The following is a 17,929-nucleotide window of genomic DNA, read 5'->3' on the forward strand; positions in this document are numbered from 1 at the left end:
CTCCCCGGATGTCCGACGTTGCCCGGCTCGCCGGGGTGTCCCAGCAGACGGTGTCGCGGGTTGTCAGGGGAGCGACCAATGTCGATCCGGACATCCGTGAACGCGTCGAACACGCAATCGCCCAACTGCGGTACCGTCGAAATCCCGCGGCCGCGGCTCTCGCCAGCAACCGGACCATGACGATCGGTGTTGTCAGCTTCGAACTGTCTGTCCTGGGACCTACGGTAGCCCTGTACGGTATCTCCGAGGAAGCCCGGAAACATGGCTACGCGACGCGTTTAGTCACTCTGGCCAGTCTCGAACGCCGTGATATCCGGGCTGCCTTCGAATCCATCAATTCGGACACGGTTGACGGCGTGATCGTGCTCGCGCCCCTGCTGGATGCGATCACTGTGCTCGAGGACCTCGACATCGGTGTCCCCGTGGTGACGTTCCAGCAAGGATCGCACCCGAGCCCGACAAGCGTTTCCGTTGACGAAGTACGTGGTGCCCGGATGGTGGTGCGCCACTTGCTGGACCTCGGGCACGAAACAGTGTGGCACGTCCAAGGCCCGCCCGGATGGATGGCAACATCCGCCCGGGTCCAGGGATGGGCAGCGGAACTGGGGGCGTCTGGACGTTTCGTTCCGACGCCGATCGCAACGACCGACTGGTCAGCCGCCGAGGGATATCGCGTCGGCCGTGAGCTCGCCGCAAGGGAGGACGTCACAGCAGTCTTCGCCGCCAATGATCCCTTCGCGCTGGGAGTGATCAAGGCACTGGACGAGGCCGGGCGCGACGTCCCGGGAGATGTCAGCGTCGTGGGATTTGACGACGTCAAAGAAGCGCCCTTCTTTCGTCCGGCACTAACGACCGTAAGGCTTGATTTCGAAGCCATCGGCCACATTGCTGTGGGTCGCATTTTGGCCATGATAAAAGACGAGGCTGAGGGAGATATCCCTCTTTTGGAACCGCGTTTGGTACTCCGCGACACCACAGCGCCACCCCCAAGTCAGCGCTAAACCACTCCGCTGACTACCTACAGTCCTACTCGGGGCTGAACTCCTTGGCTGGGAACTGAAGAGGGCCCTAGCCGCTTCTTGAAAAGCTATGAACCCAAAGGTCTTGCAATTTCCCACCTAATCGGAATATCGTGAGTTAGCGCTAACTCAGGTACTCAAAGAAGAGAAAAGAGAGAAAACAATGGTCGATCCATTTGTCGTCGTCGCGGTTTCGCCGCGGACAATCAATGTAAAAAATCCTGGTGACGGCGTCGCGAACGTCAAGCGAATCAACGAATTCATCGACACCGCAGTCATGGTCGGGGCCTGGGAAGGCTCTCCGGTCAAGCTGGTAGTCCTGCCCGAGATGGCGATCCAGGGCATGATGGCCAACACGCCGGGGAACCGTGAGAAGGAGCGCCACTTTGCCGTGACGATCCCTGGTCCGGAGACGGACGAGCTGGCGAAGAAGGCCGTGGAACTCAATACCTACATTGCTGCCGAGCTGTACATGGTCAAGGACGAGGACTTCCCGGACCGCCACTTCAATGTCGCCTTCATCATCGATCCGCAGGGCGAGATCATCTACAAGCGCTACAAGGCCACCAGTGATGCCTACGAAGGCGGCATGCTCGGCAACATGAACCCGCACGACGTGTGGGACGAGTGGATTGAAAAGAAGGGAAACGGCAACGCAATGGACGCCATCTTCCCTGTGGCTAAGACCGAGATCGGCAACATCGGGTACGCCATCTGCCACGAGGGTGTCTACCCCGAGGTGCCGCGTGGGCTCGCGATGAACGGCGCCGAGATCATTATTCGGGGCACCCTGATCGAGCCGGCCGTCCAAAACGGCATGTGGGAACTGCAGAACCGGGCACACGCCATGTTCAACTCGGCGTACGTCGTCGCTCCGAACCTGGGGCCCGAAGTCCGCGACGACGGGAGCATGCAGGACCTGTTCGGCGGCCAGTCCATGATCGTCGGTCCACGCGGGCAGATCCTCACCAAGCAGCAGGGCTGGACCTCGGGCGACTCGTTCGTCTGCACCACAATCGACATCGAAGCGCTCCGCCGGGCCCGGGTCGCCAACGGCCTGTACAACCAGTTCAAGGACCTGCGCACCGAGCAGTACCGGGTCATCTACGACAACCCGATTTACCCGAAGAACCAGTACCTCGACGCACCCCCGAGCGAGGGATGGCTCGCCCGGGAAGACTCAACCCGGGCCGCCAATATCGAGAAACTCATCGAGCGCGGCGTGCTCACACCGCCCTCGGGCTACAGGGCATAAGTTGGGGGAGTTGGCCGGGGTGCTCGTTTCGCGCACCCCGGCCAACTTCATTGCCTCAGGAATCTCTGAGCTGAGCTGCCATACGATCTGATAAGCATACTTAGTAATCGGTCGGGTGCGGTCGTAGCCGGCCGCGACCGCCCAGCTAGACAAGAAGAGAACAATGGATTATTCCCAGCTGGCTTACCCGCTTCTCGGCGCCATTAACACTGAAGCCATCAGTGCGTTGCCAGGGGCCCCTGTGATCGAACCTGGTGGCGCCAAAAGCAAACGTAGACGAGTCAGTCGCCTTCGTGGCCGACTCTCGAATGTGTTACATCGGGCCGCCTGGGCACTGGAACCGGACGTGAACGGCGGGTGCCCTGCCCAGACGCCGGGTAGTAGAACAACCGGTCCCAACGGGACCGCCCGGGCCCTGTTTTAGGCCGGTCCGGTGGTTGTGGAAATGCATTGGTCAATGGCATGGACTTGGCAAGTGATTGTGACCAATGCCTTCGGAAGGGCGGCAGATCGGGGCCCGCGGGAGAGGTCTGGCGCATCGACCCATCCAAGCTGCGGGATGGGGGCGCGGACCAGGCAGCCATGACGGCTAGACCGCCGGGGGAGGTAATAACTCTTCGGGACGAATCTTTCTCTTCGCGCTATGTCAAAACCGAGAACAGGGGTTCGGCGCCGCGGCGGACTAGTTGCATGAACCCGCGCCTTCGATGCACAGCAGGTCCATGCCGCCGAATTCAGCGACGGATTTGGCCGGCATCTTTTCGTCCGTGGCTTCGGCGAGGTCGTTTACGAGCCTAGTTCCCAGGAGGTCACCGAGGATCATAGCTGCGTCCGGGTTTCCGGGCGATGATTTTGTCCCGCACCGGCCTCCGGGAACGCCGGATTAATCGCCTGCGTCCATCGACTGGCGACGATGACGTTCCCGTTGGCCATAGGCCGCCCGAAGAATGTCGTCCTTTGACTCGAATCCCGATCCCAACGCGCCGCCGATGAGCGCCGCCGATGTCGTCATCCAGGCGACTTCCACAAAGTCCCCAACAGTCACGGGATGTTGCAGGGTCAGCGCCAATAGGACATCGTCGATAGTGAACGCCGCGGCCAGCAGCACAGCCACGAACAGCAGGACGTAGCTGATCACCACGCCGATCATCAACGACCACACAGTAGAGATGTTATATAGGGAGGCCTTGTATCGTTCGAGGGAATCGTCGCGCCGGGGGCTTTCCCACAGATCGTGTTGGGTGATGATCCAGCACACCATCGAACCAATCGAAAGGACCATCAGCAACGTTAGCCTCGGTGCCCCCAGCAGGTCTGCGAGTTGCCAGATCGTGTCCGTGACGAGCGCGAAGGCGCCCGTGGCGATGGCGGCAGCCATAGCGCTTCTCAATCCGAAGACCAGCCGCCAAGGACGGTTCGCACGCAGCATGCCCGCTAGCAACCGCCCGCGGCCGAGGCGGGTCGCTGAGACATAGCGGAACCCAATCGGCCCGTCGTCAAGAACAGCGGTCTCGATATGCCGCGATTGGTGCAGGGAGGGCGGACCGAATTCCCCGGCGTCATCCTCGGGATCGAAGTGGCGGTGCATCGCCCAGCCGAGGTCGGCAACGGCAGTGCGGACCCGGCGGTCGATGTTGACGGCGCCGAGCGCGGGCAAGGACACCAGGGAGATCGGCTCCCCAAGCGCAACTTCCGCGACCACCGTCCGGCCCTCCAAACGAATCGGAAGATCGGTCAGGCACACCATGACATCCCATGCACGGTGGATCCGGTGCTTCTCCATGGACTCCAGCATCGGCGCCAACCCGTTGCCTGCCGTAAAATCCTGGTATTCGATCACCACAGACCAGTCGTGGCGCTCATCGGCAAGGTTGAGAAGAAGGCCCACTTCGCGCCCGTTCCGCTCGGCAAACTCCGCGGTGACCTCCGGTTCGGCGAGCACGCCCAGCGTACGTGCACTGGTAGGGTTCACGTCGCCCGAACTTTCCGCCACGCTTGGCCTCCTACGATTTAGTGTCTATGACCAGCGACTTTGAGGTCACCGTCGCCGTGGACACAGGTTTCCGATGCCTCACTCCGGTGGGTCTGCTCCGGCCGCCGCGGTTCGTGGCCCTGCGGGCTTCTCCTGATCACTCGGTCAGAGGCTGACGGCAGCGCCCTCACCTAGGAGTTCCTCTGCCGCCATGGAAGCGGCATGGCCCTGCCCGTCCAAAACTGCCCATATTCGAATCCGGCAGGTCAGCCGGCACCGCCTTCACCGCGGCTGTTCGGCCTGTTGATGTCGGCTATGGGACGTGAAATGGGGCGCCGTGCGGACGAAGTCGCCATGCACGCGTTGCGACGTGCAGGTTGAGTCGGGTCTCGGGATCGGCAAGGTCGAAGCCGCTGATCTGCCGGATGGACTTCAGGCGGTAACGCAGGGTGCTTCGATGGATGGTCAGGCTCTCGGCCGTACTGTCATAGTTGCCGCCGTGGTCCAGGTACTGGGCCAGGGTTTGCACCAGGTCAGACCCCCGGGTATCGTCGGCGCGTTGAAGGTCACCCAGCCACTCGTCGACATAGCCCGCCAGATCCGGTTCGCCTCCGGCTGTGTCCAAGATGCGGTAGATCCCCAGTTGATCAAAGCGGGTGACACCGTAGCGGTCAATTGAACTGGACCGAATGTGCAGCGCGTGCAGGGCTTCCGAGAAGGAGCGCGGAATCTGGCCGACATCCAGGCTTGGACCGCCGATGCCCACAGCCCCCGTGGCACTTCGTAGGGTCCGGGCGACAACGGAAAAGACCTCGGCACCCAACGGATCTCCGCGGACCACGGCAACAGCCATGTCCGCGCGCCGTGAAACGAGCGCGGATGAACGGAGTTCCAGCAACGTCCTGCGCAGTGCGACCACGACAGTATCGTCGGTTCTTGGCGGCTGCCACTCCGCCACGATGACGTGCTGCGGACCACTGATGTCATATCCCAGTGCCTCCGTTCGAACGCCCGCCATCGCACCATCCATTCCGGACACGAGTTCGTTCACGAGGTCGCGCCCCAGCCTCATTTCCAGCCGGGCCAGGCTGCGGCGGTGCGACAACTCGACCTCCAAGAGCCGCGTTGCGTACTTCAAAGCGAAGACGTTGCCGGCTGTGACCGGCCTGTCTGTTTCCAGCATGCAAATAGCCCCCAACACCTCCCCGCGTGACAGGGCAAGGGCAACGAGCCTTCGCGGTTCGCGGACCGGTGAGCCGGAGGCAAGCCAGAGCTGCGCAGTGCGCGACCTGGCCGCCGCGCCAAGCCTTGGATAGGGACGTCTGGACCCGGTCCCGGCCGCCGCCCTAATATGCCCGAATTCGTCCTCTATACAGATGGGCCGCCCCGTCAGCTGTGAAAGGACCTCCGCCAGGAGTCTCTCCCTTGAGTCACTGTCTCCGAGGTCGGGAGTCGCGCCCTGGTCCAAGGCATCCCGGATCCTGGCGTGTTCTTCAAGCTCAAGTACCGTCGCCGAGAGGGACAGGAGACGCTGGTTCATGTCGTCACTGCGGAGCAGTTGACCGGTTGAGTCATTCGGGAGTTCCCCGGGGGATCCCCTGGCATGAGTCCTTCCCGTTGTCCCCGCAACTGTCCGCAGCTGTATCAGTTGCGGGAGATCTGGAGAGCTGGCGGCGGACAGCACCAGACACCCGCTCAGCTCGCCAGCATCGCCAACGGTGAACAGTGCATATCGCCAGCCTGGCCTGGCGCACGGGAGAACGGAGTCCCTGCCATTGAGACGCCGGACGTCCAGGTCCTGAGGCAACGCCGCGCGTTCGGGGACGGGATCCAACTGGCCATTCACCGCGACGTAACGGTCGGTGACCTCGCAGAACGACATCTCCGAGACCGACTGCGCGGTCGTGTTGAGGATTTCCTCTGCCATACTTCGATCGAACATAATGATCCTCGTCTCGTCCACAGCAAAGGGGCTCTTACAGGGAATACGAGCCTGGCCGACCATACTCCGTTGCCCTCTGTGATCGGGGTCCGGGCTTGAGCCGCTTGTCCCCATCACGGAGATTAGAATCGGCCATTTTAGGGTCCCTCGGTATGCCGTCCTGAACATGAACCCTCGACGCAGGCCGTCGAACGCCTTACTTGGCCGGGAGACCCACGGTCGTCTCTTGCGGGCTCGGCCAATTCTGCGGCCGATGCGGCAAGGCCGGGATCGGCGCTCCAATACCGCCAAGCTACGCTCGTATGGCCTCCAGCCGGATCTGCGTTTCGATCGTCCATCTCGAAGAGGCACAACCTAGTGGCCGAGGCGACGTGACTGAAAATCGCCGGCATTGGTGCCCGTGCCGTCACATGACACCCAGAGGTCGGCACGTTCCTGTTGAACTTCACTGGCCCTCATTCCAACGCGCCCTGGATGGTCCATCCCGGAGGAGACGCAGGTGCTCGTGGATCATTGCCACTGCTGTTGAGCCTTCACCGGCGGCAGCCGTGACGCGTTTCACCGATCCATGCCGAACATCGCCGGCCGCAAACATCCCGGGGAGGCTGGTTTCCAAGGGCATTCGTCTGCGGCCCAGATGGCTGAATTCAGGAGGAAAGTCCTCGAGATCAGCGCCGGTAAGAACAAAGCCGTCGTCATCCAGGGCGAGCTTACCCTGCAGCCATTCTGTGTGCGGCTTGGCCCCAATGAAAATGAATAGGTAACGGGACTCGAAGATGCGTTGTTCGCCTGTGGCTCCCAGATCGACGATTATCCGTTCAAGGGCGCTTGAACCGTCCACGCCCACGATGTTGGCCCGCAGCAGCACCTCTATGCCACGGTGCTCTTCGATCCGTTCCGCGAGATACGTGGACATGCCCGCCCGGAGGTCCGCCCCGCGCACTACCAGCCGCACTGGTGCTCCCGTGCCGGCCAGGAAAAGAGCGGCCTGTCCCGCGGAGTTTCCACCGCCGACGACGGTAACCGGCTGCGATCCGCAGAGCCTGGCCTCGTGGACCGTGGCGGCGTAGAAGACACTAATCCCCTCGAATTCCTCCAGCCCGAGGACTGGCAGCCGGCGGTAATGAACCCCGGTTGCGAGCAGCGCAGCCCGCGAGGTGGCCGGGCCACTCCCGTTGAACTCGGCGCGGAACTCGCCGTCCCTCAACTCGATGGTGCTTGCCCGGCAGGCGACGTTGATCTGGACTCTGAACTTGCGGGCCTGAATGACCGCTCTTTCAGTGAGTTCCCCGCCGGAGATCCCGGCGGGAAAGCCGAGAAAGTTCTCGATCCGCGGAGACGTCCCGGCCTGCCCACCTATCGCGAAACCTTCCTTAAGGACGACCGACAATCCGTCGGACGCTGCGTAGACGGCGGCCGCCAGGCCTGCCGGCCCGGCCCCGACCACCATGAGATCGTAGGAGGCCGAGTGCTCTTTTACCGCCCGTAGCCCCATGGCAACGGCCAGATCTGCGGTTGAAGGGTTTCTGAGGACGCGCGAGGCGCTGAGCACCACTGCGGGCAGGTCGTTCGCGAGGATCCCGACCCGGTCCAGGATGGCGTGCGCCTGCTCGTCATTCTCCAGATCGACCAGGCGGTGGGGCAGGCGGTTGGCGGCTGCAAACTCCAAGAGGCGAATCGTGTCACGGCTGAAACGGGATCCAACGATGCGCATGCCCGCGCCCCAGCTGATCATCAGGATCCGGCGCTGAAGATGTGCCCGCAGGATGGTCTCGCCCACCTCAGCGTCGGTCAGGACCACACGGCGCAGATCCTCCCCGCTGATCTGGAGCACTTCGCCTGCCTCGGCGGACACAGTACTGGCAAAGGCCGGTTGCCCCTCGACCAGACCCAATTCGCCGAGGAACCGACCCGGACCGTGAACTTCGAGGATCCGCGTGCCGGGGCCCAGATCAGCAGGCTGTCTGCTCCCGGCGACATGCAGCCCCTCCACGACCAGTACCGTGCCCTGCAGGACGACGAAGAAGTCAGTGTCGAAGTTTCCCGCCTGTATGAGGACTTCTCCGGCGGAGGTAGCCCGGCTGTGGCCGGCACGGCCCAACAAATCAATCTGGGCTTGGCCGAGCCGTGGATAGGCACCGGAAACGTCCGGTGTCTCGATCATCCTCGAGCCTTCGACAGGTTCCATCAGCTGGTTGCGCCGGTACCTTAGACGAATGCCTCATGGGGATAGCACCAGCGCCAGTCCTCGCCGGGCTCCAATGAACGAACAATTGGATGCAACTCGGTGGCATGAGCTCGCGCGTGCCGCAGAGGGGAAGAATCACAACATCCGACATGGCCGCAGGAGAGACACAAACGCAAATGTACCCATGGAGTGCCCAAAGACAGACACTCCTCGCAGCCCTGCGGCGTGCGTACCCGAACCGGACGAATCTGCGCGAGATGTGGATCACGAAATCCAGAAATCATGTTGGCTCCTATGTCAGTCCCCGGCCACGGAGCCGGCATCGTCGCGACAGCTGGTACAAGCGTTACATTGGCACTGATCGGCGGCATGGGCACCATCATGGGGGCGATTGGGTGCACCGGATAAGCCCAGTAGTAGACCCGGATCGTTGGCGTGTCAATGCCTCCGGGAGATCCGGAAATGCAGCGAGTCCGGTACCCGAGGGATGAAGTCGCGGCCCCGCGAAATTCCTTGGACCTGCTGCCTCGGGCCGGCTGATCGGGGATTAGACCCCCACGCACGCTCGAAGCCCTTGCCTGGAAGCCGTTGCCCCGTTGGCAGGCTCTTAGCCCATCGAGAGCCGGGTGCTGGGGTTTCTGCCCAGCCTGCGCATTACAAATCCGGAGCCGATGAGAAGTATTCCGAAGAGAACTGCGAACGACGAGAGCAGCCCCAGGAGACTGAGTATGCCCGGGCCGGGAAGAACGACTAAGAAGAGGCCGAAAACGGTAGTTACGATACCTGTGATCAGCCAGAGCCACCATAGCTCGAGAGTCCTTTTGATTTCAAAGGCCAGCGCCATCTGGGAGACACCGAGAATGACCGCCCACAGGCCGATGACGAGCGCCAGCGAAAGGGCGGTGATGCCCGGCCAGACGAAGGCGACGAGACCCGCGAGCACGGAGATGATGCCGCCCACTAGTTGCCAGACGGACCGGCGCCGCTTGCGCGTGACGTAGTGCACGATATTGGTGGTGCCGTCAAAGACAGCGTAAATTCCGAAGAGGATCACCATTGCGAGTACGGAAACACCGGGCCAGACGACAGCCGAAATGCCGAATAGAACGGCCGCAATGCCCCGGATAATCAACGCAGCTCCTGATCCCGTAAACAATTGTTGTGCCAGTGGGTCAGACATGGCCATGCCTCTGTTTCTGGAAATGGTTCATCGTAGTCTTGCTGGTAGGGCTCCCAGGAACAGGTCTATTCCTTTGCAGTGCTCCCCAACGTGACTTTTACTGACTTTGTGTCTTGCCCGCGCTGAAGCCCGATGTCGGACTGCTGGCCCGGCTCCTTCTTGCGGACAGCGGCAAGGAGGTCGGTCACACTGGTGATCTTCTGCCCGTCGAACTGGGTAATGATGTCTCCTGGCTGCAATCCCGCTTTGGCTGCCGGTCCCCCCGGGGCAACTTCGATGACAAGCGCGCCCGACGTTGTAGGAAGGCCAAAGCGGTTTGCGACCTCAGGAGAGATGTCGGTCGGAACGATTCCGAGGACCGGATGTGTGGCCACTCCGCTCTTCAGTATCTGGTCTGCCACGTCGATCACCGTGGCCGCGGGAGTCACGAACCCGATCGACACGGCTCCCGAACTGGGCGGCAGATACGCTTCTGAGAGTCCAATGATCTCCGACCTGCTGTTGACCACGGCCCCACCGGAATTTCCCGGGGAGATGGGCGCGTCTGTCTGGATCAGGTCGATAAGCCCCTGCGGCGATCCCTCGGACGGTGGCATATTACGGTGAAGTGCGGAAATAATGCCCGCCGTGACGGTCTGCTCCAAGCCGAGCGGACTGCCAATAACAACCGCCAGCTGCCCAACTTCGGGAAGCGCCGTCGAGAACTTGGCAGCCGGAAGATTGCCCCGGTCAGCCTTCAACACTGCCACATCCGTTGGGTCGTCAACACCGAGGACGATGGCCGACGCCTGAGATCCGTCCGCGAAGCGGATCCGGACGCTCTTGAATGGCTTCTTCTGTTGGTCCTCCACCACGTGGGCGTCCGTGACGATGGTGCCGTCGCTGCGGTAGACCACTCCGCTACCGATGCCGCCTGACGTCTCGATCGTGACCACAGAGGGCTCGACTTCTCTGACGATTCCAGGAACGGCGGAAAGGTCCCCTGTGGAACTCGAACCCCCGGAGCTGGCGGATTGCGGTGCCGGAGCGGGAGGCGACCCTGTACACGCCGACCCGAACACAAGGATCCCCGCGCAGAGAACGGCGGTCCACGACCCCCTGCGGCGTAGCGCCGGGAGTGGGGCCGTTTTCGCGGAGGCCGCTGGTCTGCTCGTACTCATTGGATTCCCGCTGCCTTCCCTGGCTGTCTAGGAAACAGGTCACAGGTTGAGTCTCCTCCACGACCATCGTGTCCGCATGGCCCCGGAATGCCTAAAAGCGGCCCGCATATGAATCCCCCAGGTCAACCCGTTGCCGCTGGTGTGCGCTTCGACTTCGCGCTTGACCGGAGCCGTGCAATCCCTCGGCCGCCGCATCTCGGCGCCGCGGAGGATACGCCTGGCGGGCCTAGCCCTGAGAGGTCAATTCCGTCGGGCATATTTGGACCCTAGAGGGTCATGCCGTCGCTCTGGTCTAAGGGGCAGACTCAAACACATAAGGCCGATGACAAAGCCCGTTGCGCCTCGTGGCCCAACAGGACAGGGGGTGAGTCATGCGGTGCAATCTCGGGCGGACGCCCCCACCGGACCGATCGCCCTCTAGGACCGGAGCGCGTCATGGCCAAAGCAGTAGGGATTGATCTCGGCACAACCAACTCGGTGATCGCCGTCTGGGAAGGCGGGGAGGCTCGCGTCATAGCCAATGCGGAAGGTGCCCGGACCACTCCGTCAGTTGTGGCGTACACCGACACCGGGGAACGGCTTGTGGGTCAACTGGCCCGAAGGCAGGCGATTCTCAACCCCAAGGGAACTATCACGTCGGCTAAGCGGTTCATCGGCCGACACTATGACGAGATCACGGATGAGGCCAAGGCCGTGAGTTTCGACGTCACAGCGGACGACAACGGCGTGGCGCGTTTCCAGGTTCAGGGCAAGAAAGTCGCACCCGAAGAGGTGAGTGCGCTCGTTCTCCGCAAGCTAGTGGACGACGCTGCGAAGCAGCTGGGCGAAAAGGTGACGGAGGCCGTCATTACGGTTCCCGCGTACTTTAACGACGCACAACGCACCGCGACCAAGGACGCGGGCAGGATTGCGGGGCTGGAAGTCCTGCGGATCATCAACGAACCTACTGCAGCGGCCCTGGCTTATGGCATCGACAAACGTCAGCATGAGACGGTGTTGGTTTTCGACCTTGGCGGCGGAACTTTTGATGTGAGCCTGCTGGACGTGGGGGACGGGGTTGTGGAGGTCCGCTCTACGGCGGGTGACACGCACCTTGGCGGGGACGATTTTGACCGTCGCCTTGTCGATTACTTGGCCGACGCCTTCCAGAAGCAGGCGGGCATCGACCTCCGGTCGGACGCACAGGCGTTGCAGCGCCTGTTTGAGGCGGCCGAGAAAGCGAAGGTCGAGCTGAGTTCTGTGACCCAGACCCAGGTCAACCTTCCTTTTATCACTGCCGACGCCACGGGCCCCAAGCATCTGACGACCACCGTTCGGCGCTCCGTCTTTGAAGACATCACCCATGATCTGGTGGAACGCACCATGGATCCGGTCAAGCAGGCGATGACGGATGCCAAGGTCACCGCCAACGACATCGACGAAGTGATTTTGGTCGGCGGTTCCACCCGCATTCCCGCGGTACAGAACGTCGTTCGGCGTCTGACCGGCGGTAAAGATCCCAACATGAGCGTCAATCCAGACGAAGTCGTGGCTATCGGTGCGGCGATCCAGGCCGGAGTGCTTAAAGGCGAGGTCTCGGATGTCCTGCTACTGGACGTTGTGCCGCTTTCCCTGGGGGTCGAGACCCGCGGCGGTGTGATGACAAAGATCATCGAGCGCAACACGACCATCCCCGCAAGGCGCAGCGAAGTGTTCTCCACCGCCGACGATAACCAGCCCGCCGTGGACGTGGTGGTCTTGCAGGGGGAGCGGGAACTGGCGGCGGATAATCGGGTGCTGGGCCGGTTCCAGCTGACCGATATCCGGCCAGCGCCTCGCGGAGAACCGCAGGTCGAGGTCACGTTCGACGTCGACGCGAACGGCATTCTGAACGTCACCGCCCGCGACAAGGACACGGGCAAGGAACAGGGCATCACGATCAGCGAAGGCTCCAACCTCGACGCCAAGGAAGTTGAGCGCATGATTGCCGAGGCTGAGTCTCACAGAAGCGAGGACCTGCAGAACCGGGAGCGAATCGACACCCTCAACGAACTCGACGCGGTGGCCTACCGCGTCGAGCGGGCCGTCAAAGACCTTGGTGACGCAGTCCCGGTGCACGACAAAGCCAGAGCGGAACTGCTGGTTGGCCAGGCGCGCGACGCCGTCAGCAACCAGGCGGACGTTGGCACCGCGAGGGAACTGATTTCCGAGCTCCAGCAGCTGCAGTCGGCGCTGAGCGCCTCGGCGGCCTCCGCGGCCACTGCAGGGGCTGGCCAGGGATCTGCGTCTCAGCCCGGAGCGTCCAACGATGTAGATGACGATGACATCGTCGATGCAGAATTCGATCGTGGCTAGGAACGGCCATGAGCGACCAGGCAGGGCAGGCTGGACAGGCTGGACAGGCCCATCCAGGAAATGACGGGGCAGAGGCCGCCGCACCCGAGGAAAGGGAAACCGAAGAGGCGGCACAGGCGGACGCGCTGGCCAAAATGGAGGACCGGTGGCGCCGTGCCCTGGCTGACGCCGATAACGTTCGAAAGCGCGCCGCCCGGGACGGCGCACAGCTGAGGGCACAGGAGCGCGCAGCGGTCTCTTTGGCGTGGCTGCCGGTCTTGGACAACCTGGAACTGGCCTTGGCTCACGCCCCGTCTGCCGGGGACCCGCTCGTCGATGGCATAGCCGCTATCCGATCCCAGGCCATCGACACCCTGGCCCGCCTCGGCTACCCGCGGATCGACGCCGAGAACGTCCCTTTCGACCCACGGACCCACGAGGTGGTCAGTGTGTCGGAAACGGACGAAGCTCCCCCGGGGACTGTACTGACCGTACTGCGCCCGGGCTACGGCGGCACGGACACCATCCTCAGGCCAGCCGCCGTCGTTGTGAGCCGGGCGGTGACCCCGGACCGTGGCTAAGGATCACTACTCAGTTCTCGGCGTCCCGCGCACGGCGAAGCCTGACGCAATCCAGCGCGCCTACCGCAAACTGGCAAGAAAATACCATCCCGACGTCAACCGGGAGCCGGATGCCGCCGACAAGTTCAAAGAGATCGGCGAGGCCTACGACACCTTGTCAGATCCCGAAACCAGGGCGCGCTATGACCGGTTCGGCGCCGACTACCGGCAGTACGCCGACAGCGGCGCTAGGCCGGGGGGCGGCGGCACGCGGTGGGGTTCCGGCGGGCCGCGCCCCGGCCCCCGACCGGGCCCGCGCCCGGGACGCGGCGCGTACGGCAACGCCCATGTCGACATGGGAGGCGACGTCGACTGGGAGGATCTGCTCGGTGGCTGGTTCCGGCAACAGGCAGGGGGCCCGTCCCGGGGGGCGGACCACGAAGCCGAACTATGGCTGACCGTCGAGGAAGCTGTCCGCGGCGGAAAGCACACCGTCAGGTTGGCTCAGCCGGACGGGGAGACCCGTGATTATGACGTCGACGTGCCTCCCGGTGTGCTCGATGGGCAGCGCATCCGTCTGGCCGGGGAAGGCGCGGCGGGCCGCGAAGGGGGCCCGGCGGGCGACCTCCTACTGACCGTGCGGTTTCAGCCCGACAGCAGGTACCGGCTAAAGGGCCGGGACATCTACATCGACCTTCCGGTGTCGCCCTCGGAGGCCGCCGTAGGGGCCAGGATCAAGACCCAGGCGCCAACCGGGACAGTCACAATCACCGTGCCCGAGGGCTCCTCTAGCGGCCGCAGGCTGCGGCTGCGAGGACAGGGTATGCCCAACCCGCGGGGATTACCGGGGCACCTGTATGCGGAGATCAAAATCATGGTGCCCCCGAGCCCTAGCACGGAGGAGCGCAAGCTGTACGAGAAACTCGCCAGCATCTCCGACTTTAATCCGAGGGAGGAACAATGAGCGAAGTGTATGCGCTCGCCTACCCGTGGCGCCTGAATCTCGAGGCGGTGGCGCGCAGCAGCGGTGTCCACCCCGACGTCGTCAGGCGGTTCGTAGAGCTGGATCTGGTTCGGCCGCTAGGAGGCGATGCTCCGGGCGGCCCCTGGTTCAGTCCGCAGGCCCCGGAACTGATCGCGCTCGTCCTCCGGCTGCATTCGGAGCTGGCGCTGAACTATGCGGCAATTCCGCTGGTACTGGACTTGCTGGCGCGGGTGGACACGCTGGAACGACGTTTGGTTGAAATCACGCAAGTGGAAAGGACTACTTCGCGATGAACATGGAGAGTTTGACCCAGAAGTCGCAGGAGGCGTTGGCCGGGGCCCAGCGGATCGCCCAGCAACACGGCCATACCGAGACCGACGGGGAGCATCTGCTGGCGGCCCTGCTGGAGCAGGAGGGGGGCCTCGTTCCGCGGCTACTCGCTGGCATGCAGGTGGACGTGGATGAGCTGAACAGGGCGGTCGAGACCGAGCTGCGGCGGAAGCCGAAGGTCACCGGTCCGGGGGCGGCGCCAGGGCAGGTGTACGTGAGCCGCAGGCTCGGGACACTCCTCGATGCCGCTGAACGTGAAGCCAAACGGCTCAGGGACGAGTACGTCTCGGTGGAACACCTGCTGGTCGCGCTGGCGGAGGAAGGCCGGTCCACGGCGGCCGGCAGGGTGCTGGCCGAGCACGGCATCACCCGTGAGGCGTTCCTCTCGGTCCTGACCCAGGTCAGGGGAAACCAGCGCGTCACCTCGGCAACGCCGGAGCAGACCTACGAGGCGCTGGAGAAGTACGGCCGCGATCTGGTGGCGGACGCCCGCACCGGAAAGCTGGATCCGGTCATCGGCCGTGACGCGGAAATCCGGCGGGTCGTCCAGATACTTTCACGCAAGACCAAAAACAATCCGGTGCTTATCGGCGAGCCTGGAGTCGGCAAAACCGCCATTGTGGAGGGACTGGCCCAGCGGATCGTCCGGCAGGATGTGCCGGAAGGCCTGAAGAACAAGACCATTTTCTCGCTCGACCTGAGCGCCCTCGTGGCCGGTGCCAAGTACCGCGGCGAATTCGAGGAGCGGCTGAAGGCGGTGCTGGCCGAGGTGCTGGCGGCAGAAGGCAGGATCCTGCTCTTCGTGGACGAGTTGCACACCGTCGTCGGGGCAGGCGCGTCCGAGGGGTCGATGGACGCAGGGAACATGCTGAAGCCCATGCTGGCCCGCGGGGAGCTGCACATGATCGGCGCCACCACCCTCGACGAATACCGCAAACACATTGAGTCGGATGCGGCTTTGGAACGCCGCTTCCAGCCGGTCACGGTTGACGAGCCCGACGTCGAGGACGCCATTTCCATCCTTCGCGGGCTGCGGGAGCGACTTGAGGTCTTCCACGGTGTACGGATCCAGGATAGTGCTCTGGTGGCTGCGGCTACCCTTTCCCACAGGTACATCACTGACCGGTTTCTTCCGGACAAGGCCATTGACCTCGTGGATGAAGCGTGCGCCCGGCTGCGGACGGAAATTGATTCGATGCCGGCGGAACTGGATGAGCTCACCCGAAGGGTCACGCGGCTTGAAATCGAAGAGGCGGCACTCTCCAAGGAGACCGATCCGGCCAGCAAGACCCGGCTCGAGGAGCTGAGGCGTGAATTGGCAGACCTTCGCGCCGAGGCCGACGCGAAGAGGGCCCAATGGGAAGCCGAGCGCCAGGCGATCCACAAGCTGCAGGAAATCCGCAGTGAACTGGAGCGGGTGCGGCTGGAGGCTGAGGAAGCCGAGCGGAACTACGACCTCAACCGGGCGGCGGAGCTACGCTACGGCCGGCTTGCCGACCTCGAACGGCGGCTGGCCGGCGAGGAAGAACGGCTGACCGCGAAACAGGGTGAAAAACGCCTGCTCCGCGAGGTGGTGACGGAAGACGAGATCTCCGACATTGTCGCGGCCTGGACAGGCATACCGGTCGCACGGCTGAAGCAGGGCGAACGTGAGAAAGTCCTGCACCTGGATGAAATCCTGCGCGCCCGCGTCGTGGGGCAGGAAGAAGCGATTAGCGCGGTGTCGGATGCCATCATCCGCGCCCGCTCCGGTATTCGGGATCCCCGCCGGCCTATCGGCTCCTTCATCTTCCTCGGCCCGACCGGTGTCGGGAAGACCGAGCTTGCAAAGGCTCTGGCTGCGGCGCTCTTCGACAGCGAGAACGCAATGGTCCGGCTGGACATGAGTGAGTATCAGGAGCGCCACACGGTGAGCCGCCTGCTGGGTGCGCCTCCTGGTTACATCGGTTACGACGAAGGCGGACAGCTCACGGAGGCGGTACGGCGGAAGCCGTACTCGGTGGTGCTGTTCGATGAGGTGGAAAAGGCGCATCCGGACATTTTCAACACCTTGCTGCAGGTGCTCGACGACGGACGGATTACGGACTCGCAGGGCCGGACCGTCGATTTCCGCAATACCGTCATCATCATGACCTCCAATATCGGCTCCCAGTATCTTCTGGAGGGTTCGGCCGAAGGCGGGGCGATCACCGAGGAGGCGCGCGGCATGGTTATGGGGGAGCTCCGGGCGCATTTCCGCCCCGAGTTCCTCAACCGCGTGGACGATACGGTCCTGTTCGCACCCCTGGGGCTGCCGCAAATCGAACGAATCGTCGACCTGCAGTTCCAGCAGCTGCGGCAGCGGCTGGCCGAGCAGCAAATAGAGCTGCACCTGACCGAGGAGGCACGTCTTCTGATCGCCGAACGCGGCTTCGATCCGGTCTACGGAGCCCGGCCACTGCGCCGCTATATTTCCCATGTGGTCGAAACACAGGTGGGCCGGGCCCTGCTGCGTGGCAGCATCGCGGAGGGCGGAGTGGTCACGGTGACCGCATCCGGAGGGGAACTAGTGGTTGACTATAGCACGAGGGAGCTGGAAGGGGCCGGAACCGCATGAACAAGGCCATCATCAAATGTCCCCACTGCGGCAAGTCCAACCGCGTTCCGGCTGTCGCAGAGGGCCGACCACGGTGCGGGAGTTGCCACCGGGAGCTTCCCTGGGTGGTTGAAGCGGGCGACGATGACTTCGGCGAGATCGCCGAACGGTCCGGCGTTCCGGTGATGGTGGACTTTTGGGCGGTGTGGTGCGGACCCTGCAGGATGGTGAGCCCCGTGCTGGACCAGTTGGCACACGAACGCGCGGGGCAGATCAAACTTGTGAAGGTCGACGTGGACCACTCGCCGCAGCTCTCCGCCAGGTTCGCCATTCAGGCGGTGCCAACGTTACTGGTCATCGTCGACGGCAAGATCGTCGCGAGGCAGGCCGGTGCGGCTCCCGCGCCGGTGCTGAGGTCCTGGTTGGAGGGGGCACTCACGAAGTAGCCCA

At 63.3% G+C, this 17,929-nt stretch carries 15 protein-coding genes; 8 read left to right on the forward strand and 7 right to left on the reverse strand.

What is annotated here, in order from left to right; all coding sequences use genetic code 11:
• The first annotated feature begins 8 nt into the window (after positions 1-8).
• Entirely contained in the window at positions 9-1,001 is a 993-nt protein-coding gene (locus ACSQ12_RS09770) for a LacI family DNA-binding transcriptional regulator (RefSeq protein ID WP_209745394.1), read from the forward strand.
• Positions 1,002-1,182: 181 nt separating this feature from the next.
• A complete protein-coding gene (locus tag ACSQ12_RS09775; protein WP_436065241.1) occupies positions 1,183-2,274 on the forward strand; it encodes a nitrilase-related carbon-nitrogen hydrolase in 1,092 nt (363 codons plus the stop codon).
• Positions 2,275-2,956: 682 nt separating this feature from the next.
• Here the strand turns inward: ACSQ12_RS09775 and ACSQ12_RS09780 are convergent.
• From ACSQ12_RS09780 to ACSQ12_RS09810, 7 genes are all read right to left on the reverse strand, one after another.
• A complete protein-coding gene (locus tag ACSQ12_RS09780) occupies positions 2,957-3,097 on the reverse strand; it encodes a hypothetical protein (RefSeq protein WP_436065242.1) in 141 nt (46 codons plus the stop codon).
• A 60-nt stretch (positions 3,098-3,157) separates the two neighbouring features.
• Positions 3,158-4,267 (reverse strand): hypothetical protein, encoded by a 1,110-nt coding sequence (locus ACSQ12_RS09785; protein ID WP_436065243.1) that lies wholly within the window; start codon positions 4,265-4,267, stop codon positions 3,158-3,160.
• A gap of 292 nt (positions 4,268-4,559) precedes the next feature.
• Positions 4,560-5,429, reverse strand: a complete 870-nt coding sequence (locus tag ACSQ12_RS09790) for a PucR family transcriptional regulator (protein WP_436065244.1) — start codon at positions 5,427-5,429, stop codon at positions 4,560-4,562.
• Positions 5,430-6,633: 1,204 nt separating this feature from the next.
• The gene (locus tag ACSQ12_RS09795; protein WP_436065245.1) at positions 6,634-8,352 is read right to left on the reverse strand and encodes an FAD-dependent oxidoreductase; all 1,719 of its coding nucleotides are present in this window, start codon (positions 8,350-8,352) and stop codon (positions 6,634-6,636) included.
• 44 nt (positions 8,353-8,396) lie between these two features.
• Entirely contained in the window at positions 8,397-8,759 is a 363-nt protein-coding gene (locus ACSQ12_RS09800; protein ID WP_436066969.1) for a UBP-type zinc finger domain-containing protein, read from the reverse strand.
• 224 nt (positions 8,760-8,983) lie between these two features.
• Entirely contained in the window at positions 8,984-9,562 is a 579-nt protein-coding gene (locus tag ACSQ12_RS09805) for an HdeD family acid-resistance protein (protein WP_436065246.1), read from the reverse strand.
• A 59-nt stretch (positions 9,563-9,621) separates the two neighbouring features.
• Positions 9,622-10,491, reverse strand: coding sequence for a S1C family serine protease (locus ACSQ12_RS09810; RefSeq protein ID WP_436065247.1), 870 nt, complete (start codon positions 10,489-10,491; stop codon positions 9,622-9,624).
• 660 nt (positions 10,492-11,151) lie between these two features.
• Between ACSQ12_RS09810 and dnaK the strand changes: the two genes are divergently transcribed.
• The 6 genes from dnaK to trxA are packed head-to-tail and all read left to right on the forward strand — an operon-like array spanning position 11,152 to position 17,925.
• Entirely contained in the window at positions 11,152-13,050 is a 1,899-nt protein-coding gene (gene dnaK / locus ACSQ12_RS09815) for a molecular chaperone DnaK (RefSeq protein ID WP_436065248.1), read from the forward strand.
• An 8-nt stretch (positions 13,051-13,058) separates the two neighbouring features.
• Positions 13,059-13,610 (forward strand): nucleotide exchange factor GrpE, encoded by a 552-nt coding sequence (locus tag ACSQ12_RS09820; protein WP_436065249.1) that lies wholly within the window; start codon positions 13,059-13,061, stop codon positions 13,608-13,610.
• Positions 13,603-14,553 (forward strand): DnaJ C-terminal domain-containing protein, encoded by a 951-nt coding sequence (locus ACSQ12_RS09825; protein WP_436065250.1) that lies wholly within the window; start codon positions 13,603-13,605, stop codon positions 14,551-14,553. Before ACSQ12_RS09820 ends, ACSQ12_RS09825 begins: the two co-directional genes overlap by 8 nt.
• Entirely contained in the window at positions 14,550-14,867 is a 318-nt protein-coding gene (locus ACSQ12_RS09830) for a chaperone modulator CbpM (RefSeq protein ID WP_436065251.1), read from the forward strand. The genes ACSQ12_RS09825 and ACSQ12_RS09830 overlap by 4 nt, the downstream gene beginning before the upstream one ends.
• A complete protein-coding gene (gene clpB, locus ACSQ12_RS09835) occupies positions 14,864-17,500 on the forward strand; it encodes an ATP-dependent chaperone ClpB (protein ID WP_436065252.1) in 2,637 nt (878 codons plus the stop codon). The genes ACSQ12_RS09830 and clpB overlap by 4 nt, the downstream gene beginning before the upstream one ends.
• Complete coding sequence (trxA, locus tag ACSQ12_RS09840; protein ID WP_436065253.1) at positions 17,497-17,925, forward strand: thioredoxin; 429 nt, start codon at positions 17,497-17,499, stop codon at positions 17,923-17,925. The genes clpB and trxA overlap by 4 nt, the downstream gene beginning before the upstream one ends.
• Positions 17,926-17,929: the final 4 nt, after the last annotated feature.

Source organism: Arthrobacter sp. LjRoot14, from assembly GCF_964253905.1.
GTDB lineage: Bacteria > Actinomycetota > Actinomycetes > Actinomycetales > Micrococcaceae > Arthrobacter.